Annotated in this window: 16 protein-coding genes; 8 read left to right on the forward strand and 8 right to left on the reverse strand. The window is 66.2% G+C overall.

Features of this window, described 5'->3' with window-relative positions:
- Positions 1-239: 239 nt before the first annotated feature.
- Positions 240-1,250 carry a hypothetical protein gene (locus VKF82_11345; protein ID HME82649.1) on the forward strand — a complete coding sequence of 337 codons (1,011 nt, stop codon included), beginning with the start codon at positions 240-242 and terminating at the stop codon, positions 1,248-1,250.
- Positions 1,251-1,324: 74 nt separating this feature from the next.
- Here VKF82_11345 and VKF82_11350 read toward each other — a convergent pair whose 3' ends face one another.
- The 3 genes from VKF82_11350 to VKF82_11360 form a co-directional block, all read right to left on the reverse strand.
- Complete coding sequence (locus VKF82_11350; protein ID HME82650.1) at positions 1,325-2,194, reverse strand: 2-oxoacid:ferredoxin oxidoreductase subunit beta; 870 nt, start codon at positions 2,192-2,194, stop codon at positions 1,325-1,327.
- Between the two features lie 4 nt (positions 2,195-2,198).
- Positions 2,199-4,046, reverse strand: a complete 1,848-nt coding sequence (locus tag VKF82_11355) for a 2-oxoacid:acceptor oxidoreductase subunit alpha (protein HME82651.1) — start codon at positions 4,044-4,046, stop codon at positions 2,199-2,201.
- 69 nt (positions 4,047-4,115) lie between these two features.
- On the reverse strand, positions 4,116-4,928 hold the full coding sequence (locus VKF82_11360; protein ID HME82652.1) for a DUF72 domain-containing protein: 813 nt from the start codon (positions 4,926-4,928) through the stop codon (positions 4,116-4,118).
- A 103-nt stretch (positions 4,929-5,031) separates the two neighbouring features.
- Here VKF82_11360 and VKF82_11365 point away from each other — a divergent pair, with 103 nt between their 5' ends.
- From VKF82_11365 to nth, 3 genes are read left to right on the forward strand one after another with little or no spacing between them, the layout of a single operon-like run.
- Positions 5,032-5,814, forward strand: a complete 783-nt coding sequence (locus VKF82_11365; GenBank protein ID HME82653.1) for a PhzF family phenazine biosynthesis protein — start codon at positions 5,032-5,034, stop codon at positions 5,812-5,814.
- Positions 5,815-5,830: 16 nt separating this feature from the next.
- Positions 5,831-6,700 (forward strand): hypothetical protein, encoded by an 870-nt coding sequence (locus tag VKF82_11370; protein ID HME82654.1) that lies wholly within the window; start codon positions 5,831-5,833, stop codon positions 6,698-6,700.
- On the forward strand, positions 6,616-7,380 hold the full coding sequence (gene nth, locus VKF82_11375; GenBank protein ID HME82655.1) for an endonuclease III: 765 nt from the start codon (positions 6,616-6,618) through the stop codon (positions 7,378-7,380). The genes VKF82_11370 and nth overlap by 85 nt, the downstream gene beginning before the upstream one ends.
- On the opposite strand, the gene VKF82_11380 is transcribed toward nth, so the two are convergent.
- Genes VKF82_11380 through VKF82_11390 form a run of 3 tightly spaced genes read right to left on the reverse strand, consistent with a single transcriptional unit; the run spans position 7,350 to position 10,212 of the window.
- On the reverse strand, positions 7,350-7,760 hold the full coding sequence (locus tag VKF82_11380; protein HME82656.1) for a DUF4870 domain-containing protein: 411 nt from the start codon (positions 7,758-7,760) through the stop codon (positions 7,350-7,352). The two genes, nth and VKF82_11380, sit on opposite strands and share 31 nt — an antisense overlap.
- A gap of 36 nt (positions 7,761-7,796) precedes the next feature.
- On the reverse strand, positions 7,797-9,065 hold the full coding sequence (locus VKF82_11385) for a geranylgeranyl reductase family protein (GenBank protein HME82657.1): 1,269 nt from the start codon (positions 9,063-9,065) through the stop codon (positions 7,797-7,799).
- On the reverse strand, positions 9,055-10,212 hold the full coding sequence (locus VKF82_11390) for an aminotransferase class V-fold PLP-dependent enzyme (protein HME82658.1): 1,158 nt from the start codon (positions 10,210-10,212) through the stop codon (positions 9,055-9,057). The genes VKF82_11385 and VKF82_11390 overlap by 11 nt, the downstream gene beginning before the upstream one ends.
- Before the next feature lie 77 nt (positions 10,213-10,289).
- Here VKF82_11390 and VKF82_11395 point away from each other — a divergent pair, with 77 nt between their 5' ends.
- From VKF82_11395 to VKF82_11410, 4 genes are all read left to right on the forward strand, one after another.
- Entirely contained in the window at positions 10,290-11,129 is an 840-nt protein-coding gene (locus tag VKF82_11395; GenBank protein ID HME82659.1) for a tetratricopeptide repeat protein, read from the forward strand.
- 2 nt (positions 11,130-11,131) lie between these two features.
- Complete coding sequence (locus VKF82_11400; protein ID HME82660.1) at positions 11,132-12,460, forward strand: aminopeptidase P N-terminal domain-containing protein; 1,329 nt, start codon at positions 11,132-11,134, stop codon at positions 12,458-12,460.
- Positions 12,457-13,623, forward strand: a complete 1,167-nt coding sequence (locus tag VKF82_11405) for an amidohydrolase (GenBank protein HME82661.1) — start codon at positions 12,457-12,459, stop codon at positions 13,621-13,623. Before VKF82_11400 ends, VKF82_11405 begins: the two co-directional genes overlap by 4 nt.
- A gap of 122 nt (positions 13,624-13,745) precedes the next feature.
- The gene (locus tag VKF82_11410) at positions 13,746-14,576 is read left to right on the forward strand and encodes a TonB family protein (protein HME82662.1); all 831 of its coding nucleotides are present in this window, start codon (positions 13,746-13,748) and stop codon (positions 14,574-14,576) included.
- Here VKF82_11410 and VKF82_11415 read toward each other — a convergent pair.
- Complete coding sequence (locus VKF82_11415) at positions 14,573-16,027, reverse strand: hypothetical protein (protein HME82663.1); 1,455 nt, start codon at positions 16,025-16,027, stop codon at positions 14,573-14,575. The two genes, VKF82_11410 and VKF82_11415, sit on opposite strands and share 4 nt — an antisense overlap.
- A 3-nt stretch (positions 16,028-16,030) precedes the next feature.
- On the reverse strand, positions 16,031-16,948 hold a 918-nt coding region (locus VKF82_11420; GenBank protein ID HME82664.1), incomplete at its 5' end, for a tetratricopeptide repeat protein.

Below are 16,948 nucleotides of genomic sequence, written 5' to 3' on the forward strand. Positions count from 1 at the left end.
GGGTTCTTGGAGCACCCGGCGAGGGCGGCTGCCGAAAGGGCAAACAACAATACCCGAGTCGTGAATGATCGCACAGATGCACTCCTTATCGTAACGCGAACTCGATATCGCGGCTCAGCGCACAGTTTTCCACCGGCCGCCCCGCATTCCTACGCGTGAAAAACTGCGAAGCCCGGATCGAGCGAGGCCCTGTCCCGCTCAGCCGGACCAGGCGAAGGGTACGCCCGAGCAGAATCGGCATGCTGACGTTTGAATCCGGCTCGTCGTTTTGGAGGGGTACTGTGAAGCGTTCGTTTGTCTTAGCCATTTTCTTGGCGTCCATTTCAGTGGTCGCAGCGGGTTGCTCGAAAAACCCGGTGATCGCGTTGCCGCCACCAGCTCCGGCTCATGTTTACGTCGCTAATCCGGCTTTTGTCAGCGGAACTGCAGGCGTCACCGTTTATCAAATGCCGCTCAGCGCCAGCTCTACCCCTCTCTTCACTTTGGGCGTGCCAAACGGCATAGTGGGCCAGCCCTCGGCGGTGGCAATGGACGCAGCGAAAAATCTGTACGTGCTCGACAGAACCGCTCAAAGCATCTTCATCTTCTCACAACCAGTCACCGCAACGAGCATGCCGGCCACGACGCTGGGCCCGTTCCCCGCGTTCAACAATGCGGTATTTCTGACGCTCGATCAAACCGGCGATATTTGGGTTAGCAGCGCCGGTAGCAGCACAATCTATGAGTTCGCCCCCCCGTTCACAACAGGCGTTCCGACGCCCGCGCTGACTATTAACGCGACTTTGCCTGCCCTTAACAACCAGACGGGCATCACGTTTTCGTTGGGCCGGATGTTCGTCGCCAATCAAGTGGCCGGGCAAGTACTAGTGTTCAACCCACCCTTCGCGAACGGCATGGCCGCGGTTGCTACGATCACGTCGCCCGGCTTCCCCGAAGGCATCGGGTTTGACGTAAAGGACCAGATGTACGTCAGCGACTTCACGTCTGGCAAGGTCTATGCTTTCAAGCCGCCGTTTGCGACTGGCATCACGCCGTCGTTTTTTATATCGCCCCCCACCGTGAGCGGCGGAACATCCGGGCTGGCGTCCTTCATATCAATGGACGCAGCTGGAAACCTCTACGTGCCTTATGAGGCGGACGGCGCAAACGGAAACCTGTCCGTCTTCGCGCCACCGTTCAGTGGCGCGAGTGTGCCATTGTTCAGTATCCCAGGTCCTGGAAATCCAAACGGGGTGGTAGTTGGTCCGTAACGACTGTCCCAGCTTACTTTCACAAATGACAGCGGCCGCGGAAATCCCGCGGCCGCTAATTTTCCGATAAGCTTCTAAACGTAAGCTTCTTGTATTTCCGCAAGCGCCAGATCAACCGATTCAATATCGAGAGTCGCGATCGGTGCGCTATCTTTCAACGTCAGCTCGTCGAACGTCGGCCGCGTTTCGCGGTAGAACACGCCCAGCGGGATCTTGCCGTGCTGCATGAGCACTTCGAACGCCCGCGCGCGATTGGTCGCGTCGTAACCTTCGATGTCGCTCAGATGATAGACGTTCTCTTTGAACCACTTGTAGGTGTTGACCTTATTGAAGGTCACGCATGGCGACATCACTTCGACGATCGCGAAGCCCGGATGGCGCACGGCCTCCACGATCATCTCGACCATGGCCTTGGGCTCGGATGAGAAGGCGCGCGCGAGGAACGTGCCTCCAGCAGCTAGCGCCACGGCGAGTCCGTTGAGCGGCGCGTCCGGGTTGCCCGACGGGCTGGTACCCGAGAGATAGCCGAGCATGCTGGTCGGCGACGATTGTCCTTTGGTCAAGCCATACGTCTGGTTATCCATGATGATGTAGGTCATGTTCGGGTTGCGGCGCACCGCGTGCAAGAAGTGGCCTGCGCCGATCGCATAGCCGTCGCCGTCGCCGCCCGCGACGATGACGGTGAGATCGCGATTCGCCAGCTTCACCGCGGTCGCAGTCGGCAATGCGCGGCCGTGCACGCCGTGAAACGCGTACGAATGAAGGTAGCCGGAGATCTTGCCAGAGCAGCCGATGCCAGAGATGAACGCGACGTCCTTGGGTTGCAGCTCGAGCTCCGCACAGGCCTGTTTGAGCGCCGCGAGCACGCCGAAGTCGCCGCAGCCGGGGCACCACCACGAGGGCGTGGCGGTCGCGAAATCTTTGGGGGTCAGTTGAGTGGCCACGGTATCACTTTGCTCGGTCGAGTAAACTCGACCGCTCCATTTCTGCCGAATTCGACCGCTCCATTTCGACGCTCTTGACGGAGCTGCGCTCGGGCACCGCGCCGTTGTCGTGAGGCACGACCTTGAGAACGGCTTCGATGATCTCGATCGGCCGGAACGGGCGCCCGCTGTACTTGAGCACGCGGTGCATATTGGGCAGCGGCCCGGTCACGTAGCGCACGAGGCGTTCCACTTGCCCGGTCATGTTGTTCTCCACCACGAAGATGTGATGCGCAAATTTGAGGAAATCGCGCACTTCGTCTTCGGGGAAGGGCCACAGCGTGCGCAGCTGCAGGAAGCGCGACGCGATGCCGGCCGCGGCCAGGCGGTCCTGCGCCTCGGTGATCGGGCCGCGGTTGCTGCCGTAGCCGATGAACACGAGGCCCGCGCTGCGGTCGCCGTGCACGATCGCCTTCGGCAGGTCAGGCCGCATGGACACGAGTTTGTGCATGCGCTTGTCCATGATCTTCACGCGATTGCGCGCGTCTTCAGTGATCACGCCCATGTCGTTGTGCTCGGAACCCGGCACGAGATGCATGCCGCCTTCGGTGCCAGGGATCGCTCGCGGTGAGACGCCATCCTCGGTGAACTCGTAGCGCTTGTATTCGCCGAACGTGAGCGCGCCATTGCGGTGAAGTTTGCCGCGATCCACCGTCACGGCTGCCATGTCGAGCTTGGGCGTCGTCTCTTTGCTCTGGCACAGCGCCTGCTCGCTGATGATGAATACCGGCACTTGGTATTTCTCGGCCAGATTGAACGCCGACACGGTCAGATAAAATGACTCTTCGACCGAACCGGGTGCGAGCACGACGCGCGGGATCTCGCCGTGGCCCGAGAAGATCAGATGGTTGAGGTTGGACTGTTCGGTCTTGGTCGGCATACCGGTGGACGGCCCCGCGCGGGCGCACTCGACGATGACGATCGGCGTCTCGGTCACGCCGGCCAACCCGACGCCCTCGGTCATGAGCGCTTGGCCGGGACCGGAGGTCGCGGTCATCGCGCGCGCGCCCGCGTAGGCGGCGCCGATGATCATATTGATCGCCGCCAGTTCGTCTTCGGCTTGGATGACGACGCCGCCGTACTTGGGCGCGTGTTTGGCCATCCATTCGAGGATGTCGGTCGCCGGCGTGATGGGGTAGCCGGCCATGAAGCGGCAGCCGGCCGCCAGCGCGCCGTAGCCGATCGCGTCGTTGCCCATCATGATGAGCCGGTCGACGTCGGGTCGCGCCTGCAAGCGGTAACCGCTGGGCGCGTCTTTGAAATGTTCCTTGACGTAGTTCTCGCCCGCTTCGATGGCGCCGATGTTCTGCGACACGACCTTGTCGCCTTTGCGCTCGTACTGTTTGGTCACGAGCCCGCGCACGATCGCCGGGTCCATACCGATAAGTTGCGCGATCACACCGAGCGAGATCGTGTTGCGCACGAGTTCAAGGCCGAGATCTTCTTTGGCGATCTTCGCGAGCGGCACTTCGTAGTAGCGCACGTCGGGGCGGCGCACCGCATCTGTCAGCTGCTCTGAGGTGCTGTCGAAGATCACGAAGCCGCCGGGGCGCATCTCGTCGACGTGCTTCTCGACGCATTCGAGGTCGAACGCGATCATCGCGTCGACGTAGTCGGCCAGTCCGTAATGCGGGCGCTCGCCCGCGCGGATGACGTAGTTCGTGTGGCCGCCGCGGATGCGCGACGGAAAGTCCTTGAACGTGTAGACGTCAAGGCCCATGCGCTTGAACGCGGTGGCGATGAAGTCGCCGGTGGTGAGACTGCCGTCACCGGCTTGGCCACCGAACAGGACCTCGATGTCGTTGACGATCACGCGTGTTGCGATACCTTTCCCGGTTCACAACCTTTCCATCAGGTGGAGCGGCTTCCTGCGTGACGGCAGTCAGAACAGCGTCGGGGTGCTGATGTCCGGCGGCGCGTTCTCGCCCAGCCGTTGCAGCAAATCGCGCACGGTGGCAGGCGCGTGACCGGCATAATCGTCGCTGACGTAGCCATAGATGTCGTGGAGCTCATCGCGCAGCGGCGCGAGGACCTTGGTCCACGCCTCGAGCGACGCGGAGCGGTCGACGCGCACGCGGTCGAAGTGCTCGAACGCGTCATCGCTCATAAAACGGAGGTAGGCGAAGTCCGCGCCACCGCGTTGGTGCGCCAGCACGTCGGCGGCGAAGGCGACGTCGAAACGCTCGCTCTCGATCGCCGCGATCGCGAACCGCTTGGCGCGAGCCAGCGCGAACAGCGCGTCGTCGAACCAGCCCGCGTCGCGCAGCTCGAGCGCGACGCGCATGTCGTCCGGCAGATGCGTTTCAAGAAATTCGAACAGCCGGCTGCGGTTGGTGGCGCTCGGCGCGAAGTCAGGCGGACATTGGAGCAGGATCGCGCCGAGTTTCGAGCCGAGGGTGCGCGCGCGCTCGACGAAAAACCCGAAATACTCGCCCACGTCCTCGAAGCGTCGCTTGTGGGTCACTTCGCGCGGCACCTTGAGGGCGAAGCGGAAATCGCCGGGCACCGCCGCCGCCCATTCGTCCACCGTGGTCGCGCGCGGTCTACCGTAGAACGTCGAGTCGACCTCGACGGTCGAAAGCGAGCGCGCGTACTGCGCGAGCATCGCCTTGGGACCGGTGCCGACGGGATAGAACGGCCCGACCCAGTCCTTTTCTTGCCATCCCATCGCGCCGAGCCAGATGTGGGCAGTCATGCTGCAAACGTACAGCGTGTAGCGGTCGAATTTATTCGACCGTCGAATCTACTCGACCGCTCATCAAAGGGCGCCGAGGCGAGGCAAAGCGAAGGCCGCACGCATGAAGATTCCGTTGTATCAAATCGATGCCTTTAGCAGCCGCGTGTTCGGCGGCAATCCCGCGGCTGTCTGCCCGCTCGACGCGTGGCTGCCGGATGCGACGATGCAGTCGATCGGCCTTGAGAACAATCTTTCGGAGACGGCGTTCATCGTGCCGCAGGGCTCTGAGTACGGCATCCGCTGGTTCACGCCGGCCTGCGAGGTCGACCTGTGCGGCCATGCGACGCTTGCCAGCGGCTACGCGGTCTTCAAGATCCTCGAACCGTCGCGCACATCGGTGACGTTCTCGTCGAAGAGCGGCCCGCTGCAGGTCAGCAAGCTGGACGAAACCGTTGTCCTGAACTTCCCGGCACGGCCCGGCGTCCCGTGCGACCCGCCCGCGGGATTGCTCGAGGCGATCAACGTGAGACCTGAAACCGTTTTGAAGGCTGTTGACTATATGGCGGTGTTCAAGAGCGAGGCCGAGGTGCGCGCGCTCAAACCCGACATGGCGAAGCTCGCTTCGATCGATGACGTGCGGGCGTTCATCTGCACCGCTCCCGGCGTCGATAGCGATTTCGTCTCGCGCTTTTTCGCGCCGAAGCAAGGCATCCCCGAAGATCCGGTCACGGGCTCGGCTCATTGCACGTTGATCCCGTACTGGTCCAAGCGCCTCGGGCGCAACCCGTTGCGCGCGCTGCAGCTTTCGGCGCGCGGCGGCGAGCTTTACTGCGAAGATCTCGGCGAGCGCGTCGGCATCGCCGGCCGCGCGGCGCTCTACTTAGAGGGCGCGATCCACGTCTAGCGCGCTGCGCCGCGACGTGCTGCGCTGGTACCGGGCGCATGGTCGTGAGCTGCCGTGGCGGCGCGCGCGCAGCCCGTATGCCGTCCTCGTCTCTGAGATCATGTTGCAGCAGACGCAAGTCTCGCGCGTGATCCCGAAGTACCGCGCGTTTCTGAAACGCTTTCCGTCGCTGGGCGCGTTAGCGGCCGCGCCGTTGCGCGACGTGCTCGGTGCTTGGTCGGGGCTGGGATACAATCGGCGGGCGCGCAACCTTTGGCTGTGCGCGCGCGAAGTCGTCGAAAACCGTGGCGCGCGCATCCCACGCGATGTCGCCGAGCTCCGATCGCTGCCGGGAGTCGGACGCTACACGGCCGGCGCGATCGCGAGTTTCGCATTCCGCGCGCGCGAACCGGCCGTCGACGTCAACGTTGAGCGCGTGTTATCACGCGCACTGCTCGGCGTCGATCGCGCGCCGGAGGCCGAAGTGTGGGAAGCCGCGCATGATGTGCTTCCGCGAGATGCGGCGTCGTGGAACCACGCGCTCATGGACGTCGGCGCTCTGTTCTGCCGCGCCAAGCCGGCGTGTGCGGAATGCCCGGCGCGGAAGGCGTGCGTCTACGTCATGCACGGTCGAGTGAACTCGACCGCTCCATACCACTCTAACGGTCGAGTGAACTCGACCGCTCCATACGACTCGAAGTTCGAGGGGTCCAGGCGGCAGCAGCGCGGCCGCGTCATCCGGGCGCTCGTCGATTCGCCCAGCGTGAGTCTCCTGCGCCTCGGTCCGCAGGTAAAAGAAGGCTTTGGCAAAAGCGACCTGCCGTGGCTGCACGACCTGCTGCGCGACCTCGAAGCCGACGGGCTCGTCGCGCTCAACCGGACTCGAACGCGCGTCGCCCTTCCCTGACCAAAGCTCAGCGCGACGCCGCCATACTCGAACGCCTGCGCCACGAATATGCACGGGCCGAGATCGCGCTCGACTTCGGCGACACGTTCCAGCTGCTCGTGGCCGTGATACTCTCCGCCCAGTGCACCGATGCACGTGTCAACATGGTGACGCCCGCGCTCTTCACGCGTTACCCGACCGCCGAAGCGATGGCCGCGGCGGAGCCGCACGACATCGAACCGCTCATCAAGACCTGCGGGCTCTTCACCACCAAAGCCAAGAACATCGTCGCGGCGAGCCGCATGATCGTCGAACACCACGGCGGCGAAGTGCCGCAGACGATGGACGAACTGCTCGAGCTGCCCGGCGTCGGGCGCAAGACGGCCAACGTCGTGCTGGCGGTCGCATTCGCACAAGAGGCCATCGCGGTGGACACACACGTCTTCCGCGTCGCCAACCGCACCGGCCTCACGCGAGCGCGCACGCCGGCGCAATCCGAACGCCAGCTCCAGAAAGTCGTGCCGAAGGCGTGGTGGTCGCGCGCGCACCAGTGGCTGATCCACCACGGCCGACAAGTGTGCCACGCGCGAAATCCGGAATGCGCTCGATGCGTGCTCGTGGATCTGTGTCCGAGCGCGAAGCGCTTCTTGAAGGCGGAAGCCGCGCGCGCTCAGATCAAGAAGCGGATCGTGAAGGGATAGCGATAGATCTGTCCATTGCTCGCCTCGACCGCGGCGATGACCGGCAGCACGAGATCGACGAAGACCAGCAGCACGAGCAGCGGGATGCCGATGAGCACGAAGCACAAGAACAGCGCGACGATTCCGTAGATGGTCATCGAGATCTGGAAGTTCAGCGATTCCTTGCCCTGATCGTCGACGAGCGGGAACTGGTCCTTCTTCACCAGCCACACGATCAGCGGTCCGACGAGATGCCCGAACGGCACGCCGATGAAGGCGCAGAGGGACGAAAGGTGGCACAGCATGGCCCACGTGCGCGATTCGGCTTGGAGACGGTCCGGCAGCGGACGTTCGACCGGCATAGCCGGCGCGAGCTGCGGCTGGGTTGGTTCGTTCATCATGTCGCTCTACCTTAACCCTAGGTTCGACGGAAAGTTTCAACCGCCCGCGGCATAGCCGGCCTCGTCCCGGGCCCGCCCCGTGAAGAACGATGGTTGGAACAGCGCTTTGAAAACGATTGAACGCAGTGCCCGGCGGCGGTCGAGCGTGCCGAGCCCGTAGCCTATGGCCCGGCTGGCGTAATACTCGCTGCTCGCGGCCTTGCGCACGATGAGGTCGAGCAGCGTCGCGCTCTTGGCGAGGTTCTTGAGCAGCCGGCCCGATGAGAGATAGCCGCCAGCCTCCGCGCGCCACTCGATCTCGTGCGAGCGCAACGCAGCGCGCGAGCAGTCGCCGGCCGTGAGCGCCCGTTGCGCCGCCCGCGCCGCGCTGCGGCCCGAGACCAGTGCCGTGTATATGCCTTCACCGGTCAGCGGGTCCACCAGCGATGCGGCATCGCCTACCAGCATGGCGTTGGGGAACACGGTCGGGCGATGCGCGCTTGAGACCGGCAGCGGCCAGCCGATCGCGCGACCGGCTGGGCGCGCTGCGCGGCAGCGCTCGGCGACGCGCGGCGTGTGCGCGAGAAACTCGTCGAGCAGATCGCGCATCTTCTTCTTGGAACGCCGCAGCTCGCCAAGGAAAAGTCCGATGCCGATGTTGGCTAGCCCGTCGCCCGCCGGAAAGATCCATCCGTAGCCGGGCAGCGTGTGCCGATCGTAATAGTAGATCTCGAGCTTGTCGCTCAGACCCTGGACGCCTTCGTAGTAGCCGCGCAGCGCGTAACTTAGATGTGCGGGGGGATTCTCGGAGAGCCCTAGGGCTTTGGCGACCGCGGAGTGGGCGCCGTCCGCGCCGATGACGATCTTGCAATCGATCGTGCCCGCGCCGGAACGATCGGTATATTCCACGCGCAGCCCGCCGGCGCGGCGCGTCACGCCGGTGAACGCGCACTCTTCGCGCAGCGCGGCGCCGGCGCTGACCGCGGCGCGCGCGAGGCGTTCGTCGAGCAGCACGCGCGGCACGACCCAGCATTCGACTTTCGAGCCGTCGTCGTGTGGCGGCGGGTCGGCGCAAAACGTCGTGCCGCTGGGCCCACCGATCAAGCCGCCATACGTGCGGGCGCACCTGCCCTCAAAATCTTCCAGCCGCACGCCCATGTCGGCCAAGATGTCGACCGCGTGCGCGGTGACGCCGTCGCCGCAGCTCTTGTCGCGCGGGAAGCGCGCGCGTTCGAGCATGACGACGCCCACGCCGGCGCGCGCCAGCCAGTGCGCCGCGGCTGAGCCGCCCGGACCTGCCCCGACGACGACGACGTCAGCGGCCATCGCGAATGGCTACCAGCTCGTGCACGACCGCCTCGACCTCATCGCGCGTGTTGTAGAAATGCGGCGCGATGCGAATGCCTGCGTTCGGACGGAAATCCACCATGAACCCGCGCCGGATCAGCTCGTCGGACGCGCGGCGCGCATCTGGAAGATCGACGGTCACGTGGCCGCCGCGCGCGGCTGCGTCGAGCGGCGAGCGCACGGCCAGCCCGTGCTCTTGCGCTCGGTCGACGAGCAGCGAGGTCAGGGCGACGCTGCGTGCTCTGATCGCATCGACGCCGATCTCGTTGACGATCTCTAGGCCGCTCATCGCCGCGTAGAGCGCCGGCACGTTGGATGTGCCGCCCGCGTAGCGCCAGACGTCATCGGCACCCTCGAACGCTCCCATGTCGAAATCGAACGGCCGCTTGTGGCCGAACCAGCCGACCATCGCGGGCGCAAGACGCTCGTACAGATCGGGCCGCACCCACAAGAACGCCGCGCCGGGACCGCCGCACAGCCATTTCAGGCAACCGCCGACGACCGCGTCCACGCCCAGCGCCGCGACGTCGATCGGCAGCGTCCCGATCGACTGGAAGACGTCCAAGAACACGAACGCGCCGACGCGGTGCGCCTTCTCGACGATCGGGGCCACGTCGCAGATCGCGCTCGAGCGGAACAGCACGTGCGAGATCGGTACGGCGATGGTCGTCTCGTCGATGGCGTCGCACAGCGCGCCGACGTCGACGCGGATGCCATCCGGGCTCACGACGACTTCCAGGCGCGCGCCGCGGCGCGCCTGCGCCTGCCAGACGTAGTGCACGGTGGGGAACTCGAGGTCGGAATAGACCACCTTGTTGCGAGGGCCCGAGAAATCGAGGCACGAGATGAGCACCGACTCGCAGATCGAGACGTTCTGCAGTATCGTCACCTCGTCGCGGCCTGCGCCGATGAGAGCCGAGACCAGGTCGGCGGTCGTACGCGCGGCCATAAGCCATTCATCCCACGCCAGCACGCCGTTCGTCGCCCAACTGTGAGCATAGTCCGCCAGGCGCTGCGCGGTTCGCGCCGGCATCGCGCCGAGGGAGTTGCTGATGAGATACGCGCAGGTGGAAAGAATGGGGAACTCCGCTCGCCGCGCGAGCGCAGCATCGGCGTCGACGCGCATGTGACGCGATTTCTGGTTCTCGACCGCGCCTCCCCGCTAGGGGCGGTCGCGCGCCGCCGAGAAGGGAGCGCTCCCTGATGAGACCATCGCTGCCTGGTCAACGCTTCGCCAACCTCGTCGCACGCTGCGACGAGGAGAACGTCGATCTGCCGCTCGACACCGCCTGTCTGCTCGCCTCTGCCGTCTTCGACCACGGCGTCGAGCCAGACCGCTACGCGCGCAAGTTCGACGCGCTGGCGGCGCGCGCAGCGAAAACGGCCGGGAACTCGAGCGATCCTTACGCGCGCATGGCGGGCGTGCTCAAGACGCTTTTCGGCGAGGGCGGCTTCCGCGGCAATCGCAGCGCGTACTACGAGCCGGGCAACAGCATGATCTCGAGCGTGCTCGACCGGCGGGTCGGCATCCCCATCACGCTCTCGATCGTGCTCATGGAGACCGCGCGCCGCGTGGGCCTCACGCTCGCCGGCGTCGGCTTGCCTGGGCACTTCGTAGTGCGCTTCCCCGACGCGACGAGCCGGCTGTTCATCGACCCGTTCCAAGGCGGGACCTTGCTCGACGTGCCCGAGTGCGTCGCGCTCGTCGACAAACTCTATCGCGGCCGCATCACGTGGCGCGATTCGTTCCTCGACCCGGTATCGCACCGCACCATCGTCAAGCGCGTGCTGCTCAACCTCAAGAACAGCTTGAGCCAAGCCAAGAACTACGTCGCGGCGCTCGCCGCCATCGAGCTGCAGCTCGCGCTCGATCCGGACGATCCGACCGAATTGCGCGACCGCGGCATCCTGTTCGCGCGGCTGCATCGCTACGACCAGGCGATCGAGGACCTCGAGACGTATCTGCGCCGCTCGCCGGGCGCCGGCGACGGCGACACGATCCGCCACACCGTCGAGTATCTGCGCCAAGCGCGAGGACTGTGACCGTGACCGAGTTCCAGCGGCGCCGCGCCGCCTTCGTCAAGAGCATCGGCGACGCGGTCGCCGTCTTTCCGAGCGCGCCGCAGGCGATCCGTTCCAACGACGGCCACTACCCGTACCGCCAAGATTCCGACTTCTATTATCTCACCGGTTTCGCGGAGGCGGGCAGCGTGCTCGTGCTCGCGCCCACCCATCCGCAGACCAAGTCGGTCATCTTCGTGCGCCCGCGCGACCGCGACCGCGAGATCTGGGAAGGCAAGCGCCTCGGCGTCGAGAGCGCGGCAGCGGCACTGGGCGTTGACGCCGCGTTTCCGCTGGCCGAGCTCGACGAGCGCTTGCCCGCGCTGCTCGACACGTCGGACAGCCTGTACTACGGCTTCGGCGGCGGCCCGGAGTTCCAGCGACGCATCACCGAGCACGTGCAGCGCGCACGCGTCGCGCGCCGGCGCAGCGATCGCGCCGCGGTGGATCTGCTCGATCCGAGCCCCATCCTCCACGAGATGCGCGTGATCAAGAGCCCCGCGGACATCGCCGGCATGCGGCGCGCGGTCGAGATCTCCGCGGCGGGCCATCTCGCCGCCATGCGCCATGCGCGGCCGGGCATGCACGAGTACGAAGTGCAGGCGATCGTCGACTACGTCTTCGCCAGCCGCGGCGCCCAGTCGAACGCCTATCCCAGCATCGTCGCCGGCGGCAACAACGCGACGTATCTTCACTACACCGCCAATCGCGAGCGCATCCCGGATGACGCGCTCGTGCTCGTCGACGCCGGTGCCGAAGCTGACTTCTACTGCGGCGACATCACGCGCACGTGGCCGATGTCGGGCACGTTCACGCCCGAGCAGCGCACGGTGTACGACATCGTGTTGGCGGCGAACCTCGCGGCCATCGCGGCGTGCAAACCGGGCGTCGTGTACAACACGACCGTCAACGATGCTGCGCAGCGCATCATGGTCGACGGGCTGCGCGAACTCAAGCTCGTCAAGGGGTCGACCGACGGCGTCATCGAGAGCGGCGCGCACAAGCCGTTCCTGCCCCATCGCGTCGGACACTTCTTGGGTTACGACACGCACGACGTCGGCCTGTATCGCAAAGACGGCGACTGGCGTCCGCTCGAGGCGGGTATGGTGCTCACCATCGAACCGGGGCTGTACATCGGCGACGACTTGGATGTCGACGCGCGCTTCAAAGGCATCGGCGTGCGCATCGAAGACGATGTGCTGATCACGGAGACGGGGCACGAGATACTGGCCGACGGCCCGCCCAAAGATGCGGCCGAGATCGAGCGCACGATCGCGCAGGGACGCCAATCCAAAGAGCCGCTGCCCGTATGACCGAAGCCGCGCTCGCGCGCGTCTTCGATGATGTCGTCGGCTGGCGACGCCGCATCCACGAACATCCCGAGCTCGGCTTCGAGGAGCAGCGCACCAGCGCACTCGTCGAGGAGACGCTGCGCGCCGCAGGCATCGCGACGACGCGCGTCGCGAAGACGGGCGTCATGGGCGTGCTCAAAGGCGGTAAGCCCGGCAAGACGGTCGCGTTCCGCGCCGATATGGATGCCCTGCCGCTCGACGAGCGCAGCGGCGAACCGTTCTCTTCCAAAGTGCCAGGCGTGATGCACGCCTGCGGCCACGACGCGCACACCGCGATGCTGCTCGGCGCCGCGGTCTCGCTTGCCGCCGAGCGCGATACGCTTGCAGGCACGATCAAGTTCTTCTTCCAGCCGGCCGAAGAGGGGCCCGGCGGCGCGTTGCCGATGATCGAAGCCGGCGTGATGCGCGATCCGGATGTCGACGCCGTCTTGATGCTGCACGTCACGCCGTTGCTGCCCGCCGGCACGTTCGGCACCAAGCATGGCGCGATGTCGGCATCGTGCGACGACTTCGCGGTCACCGTCCGCGGTCGCGGCGGGCATGGCGCCTATCCGCACGGCGCGGTTGACACGATCCCGATCGCCGCGGAGATCGTCACCTCGTCGCAGCGCATCGCCAGCCGCGAGATCGATCCGCTGCAGCCGGTCGTCATCTCGATCGGCGTCATCCGCGGCGGCTACCGGCGCAACATCATCGCCGACCGGACGGTGCTCGAGGGCACCATCCGCTGTCTGGACGAGACGGTGCGCAAGGGCATCCCCGACCGGCTCGAGCGCATCGTCAAGGGCATCTGCGATGCGCATCGCGCGTCATACGACATCGAATTCGAGTTCGGCTATCCGAGCGTGTACAACGCGCCCGAGCTCGTGGACCGCGCGGTATCCATCCTGCGCGATGCCGGCGACACCGTTGTCATGATCCCGGAGCCCTCGATGGGCGCGGAAGATTTCGCGTACTTCGCGCAGCGCGCCCCGGGCTGCTATCTGCGCCTCGGCGTCGGGTTCCCGGGCGTGGACGATCCGGCCATGACCCACTCACCCGAATTTCGGTTGGACGAGCGGGCGCTGACCAGCGGCGTGCGCGCGTTTCGGGCGCTGGCACACGCGCTGCCGGCGCGCGTGTAACGTCGCGTGTCCCACATAGGTCATAAACTCAGAGCCCATCTGTGACGATAACTCTAATAATGTAGCGGTCGAGTTTACTCGACCGCCCAAGGCGCCCCGTACGCGCCCATCGGAGGCACCCCGTGAGCTTCACCCCGGGTGCGCCCCTTCGCCGCAGCTTCAAGGAAGACCGCGAGGAGCGCAAGCGCAAGAAAGAATCCCGGCAGCGCATCCGCATCGTGGCGGCGATCGCCGTTCTGGCCGTCGCCAGTGCGGGAGCGTACGTCGCCTATGCGCGGCCGGATCTGAGCGCGATCCTGAGCGGCTTCACCCATCAGGCGGCGCCCAAACCGACGCCCAAGGCGACAGCGGCGACCCGCCTCCTCGCCTACCATCCGCCAAAGCCGATCGGGTTGTTCGGCGCGACGCCTACGCCGCTTCCCACCACGACACCCGTGCCGACGCCGACGCCGCAGCCGACCCCGACACCGACGCCCGGGCCCAAGAAGACGCCCGCGCCGAGACCCAAGCCGAGCGCGGCGGCGGCGCGAACGCTGCGGCCGCTCAACCTCGCGGCCGTGGGCAACAGCTTCGCGCAACCGCCGACGCCTGCGCCGCTTGGGACCAATCTGCCGACGCAGCCGCCTGCGACCCCCGCTCCGGCGACGCCGACGCCCGCTCCGGCGGAGGTCTACGCTCCGCAGATCGTGGTCGATGCGCGCTTCGCGACTCGCATACAGCCGGACTATCCTGAGATCGCCAAGGAGCAGAACGCCACAGGCACGGCGACGGTGCTCGTCACCGTCGGACCCAAAGGCAATGTCATCTCGCAGCGCTTAGAGCGCTCGGCTGGGCATCCGGCGTTGGATCAAGCGGCGCTGGCCGCGGCCTCGCGAAGTTCGTTCTTGCCGCCCAAGATCGACGGCAAGCCCGCGACCGAGACGTATCGGATCGTCTACACCTTCGCGCCCTAGACGCGTTCGACTTGGCGGATGCTCGAGAGCAGTTGCGAGCGCCGCAGGATCAGCGCGGGATCAGGCAGTTCTTTGATGAGGCCGGTCAACGCATCGAGCGCTCTGGTCGGATCCTCCGCAGCCTGGGCATCGGCAAAACGTAGGCACGCGCTGACGGCCTCGCTCTTGCGATCCATCTTCATGTAGCAGTGCGCGAGCAGCACGAGCACCTCGGGGATGTCGCCGCGTTTGAGGATCCGGTCGCAGGCCTGCGCGGCTTCCTCGAAGCTTCCCGCATCGTATTGTTCTTGGGCCTTGCGCAGCGCAAACGCGTAGATCGCGCGCGACGGGGTGTTCGCCGGTTTGGCCGCTGCTGGCGCGGCCGCGGCCGGCGCGACGGACGGTTCGGACGGCTCGTTCGCAGACGCCGCGGCGGCGGCGACCGGCTCGACGGGCTCTTCAGCGACAAGCTCGCCCGGTGATTTTTCGACCAGTTCGGGCGCGCTGGCCTCGTCGGGTTCGGCCGGCACCTGCACGGCTGCGGACGGCGCCGGAGCCTGCGCAGCCGGGGGCGCAGGCGCTGCAGGCGCGGGCACCGCGGGTGGCGGCGTTGCCGGGCGCGGCGGAGCTGCGCGCAGTTTGGCCTCGACATCGGCGAGATAGTTGGGACCGAGCACGTTGATGCCGCGCCGCGCCGCGCCGTTGCGGTTATCCGTCTCGAGCACGCGCGCGTACAGATCGACGAGCCGGTGCTCCATCCGCGTCCGCCAATCCGCCTCGCGCGAAGGATCGCGGCGCACGAGCACGCCCAGATGGTCGAGAGATGGCACGTGCTTCTTGAGCACGTCTCCGGGGAGCAGCTCCATCGAGTTGAAGACGTCGTCGAGCTCGTCCGGATTGAGGTCGATGAACCGCATCGCGCGGTCGGCGACCTGCTCGAACTGACCGGCGGCGGCGTGCGCGGCGATGCCCTTGCGCAGATGCTCGGCAGCTTCTTCGCTGCGACCGAGCGCGGCGTACAGCTCGCTCAGGCGAACCGGGATGTCGCCGTCGTCGGGTTCCAGCCTCCAGCTGTAGCGGTATTCGTCGATCGCATCCGCCGCGTAGCCGGCATTGCGCAGCCCGTCGGCGTTGGCGCGCCGGATCACGGCGACGTCGGCGAACTCAGTCGCCAGATCGGCGAGCATTTCGAGCGAGTCTTCGGTCGGCGACGTCGAGTGGGCGAGCTCCGCGTACTTGGTGGCGACGCGCGCGCGCTCCGGGCCGAGAGGATTCTTCTCCACGCGGCCGAGCAAGCCGCGGCGCTTCTCTTTGGCGCGCAGCAGCTCGCCGAGCAGCTCGAGGCCCTGCGCAGGACGATCCTCTTGGGCGAACGCCTCGGCCGCGGCGATGTACAGCGGCACGGAGGCGCGCAAGCCTTCCTTCGCCGCGGTCTCAACCGCGAGTTGGCGCTTGCGGTTGGCGTTCGTCACGCGTTATGCCGCGCCGCCGGCCGCGGCTTTTGCTGCTTTCGCTTTGAGCGCGTCCAGTTTAGCGGCGACATCGCGATACTTGGGATTGGCGGCGTGGATCTCTTCGAGCGCCCAGGTCGCCAACTCGTGCGATTCGCTGTCGTCGCGGCTCTCGTGCGCAGCAGCCATGTGATACAGCGCGTCGTGATACTGCTCTTCGGGATGACCTGACACCTCAAGCGCTTTGGCGTAGCGCGCCAGCGCTTCATCATGATTGCCCAGCTGGGCGTAGCAACGGCCGATCGCGGTCTGGACCAGCACGGCGAATTCGGAATTGGTTTGGAGTTGCTCCAACGTCTTGAGCGCCTCTTGTGTCTTGCCGCTTTCGAGCTGCGCGATGCCGCGCGCGTAGATCCCGCCGGGCGAATTGTCATCGGCTTTCGGCGCGGCCGGCTTCTCAGCCGCCTTCGCGGCTTCGGCTTTGGCGCTCGCGGCTTTGGCGGCGTCCGCCTTGACGGCTTCCGCCTTCGCGGCGTCGGCCTTGGCAGCCTCAGCCTTAACGTGCTCGGCCTTTTGCGCCTGGACCTTGGCGGCCTCGACTTTCGCCGTTTCGACCTTTTGCGCTTCGGCTTTTTCAGCCTCTGACTTGCCAGGCTTGGCAGCGGCCACATCGGGCGCCGGCGCCGCGCCGTTGGGCTTGACGCCTCCCGCCGAAGCGGCGGCAGCAGGTTGGGCAGGCTGCGCGGGCGCGGCCGCGGGCGGCGCCGCCGCAGCCGGAGCCGACGCCCGTTCGATCGCGGCCGCTAGACCGGCCTCGAGCTTGGCGATGTCCGCCTCGCTCAGGCCGCCGGCCTGCGACTCGCCGAGTCCTTGGATCTGAGCCAGTGTCGCCTCGGTCTGTTTGCGCCGCTCGGTCAACGCGACCGCGAGAGCGCGCAACTG

The sequence above is a fragment of the Candidatus Eremiobacteraceae bacterium genome, assembly GCA_035314825.1.
In the GTDB taxonomy this organism is placed as follows: domain Bacteria; phylum Vulcanimicrobiota; class Vulcanimicrobiia; order Eremiobacterales; family Eremiobacteraceae; genus JAFAHD01.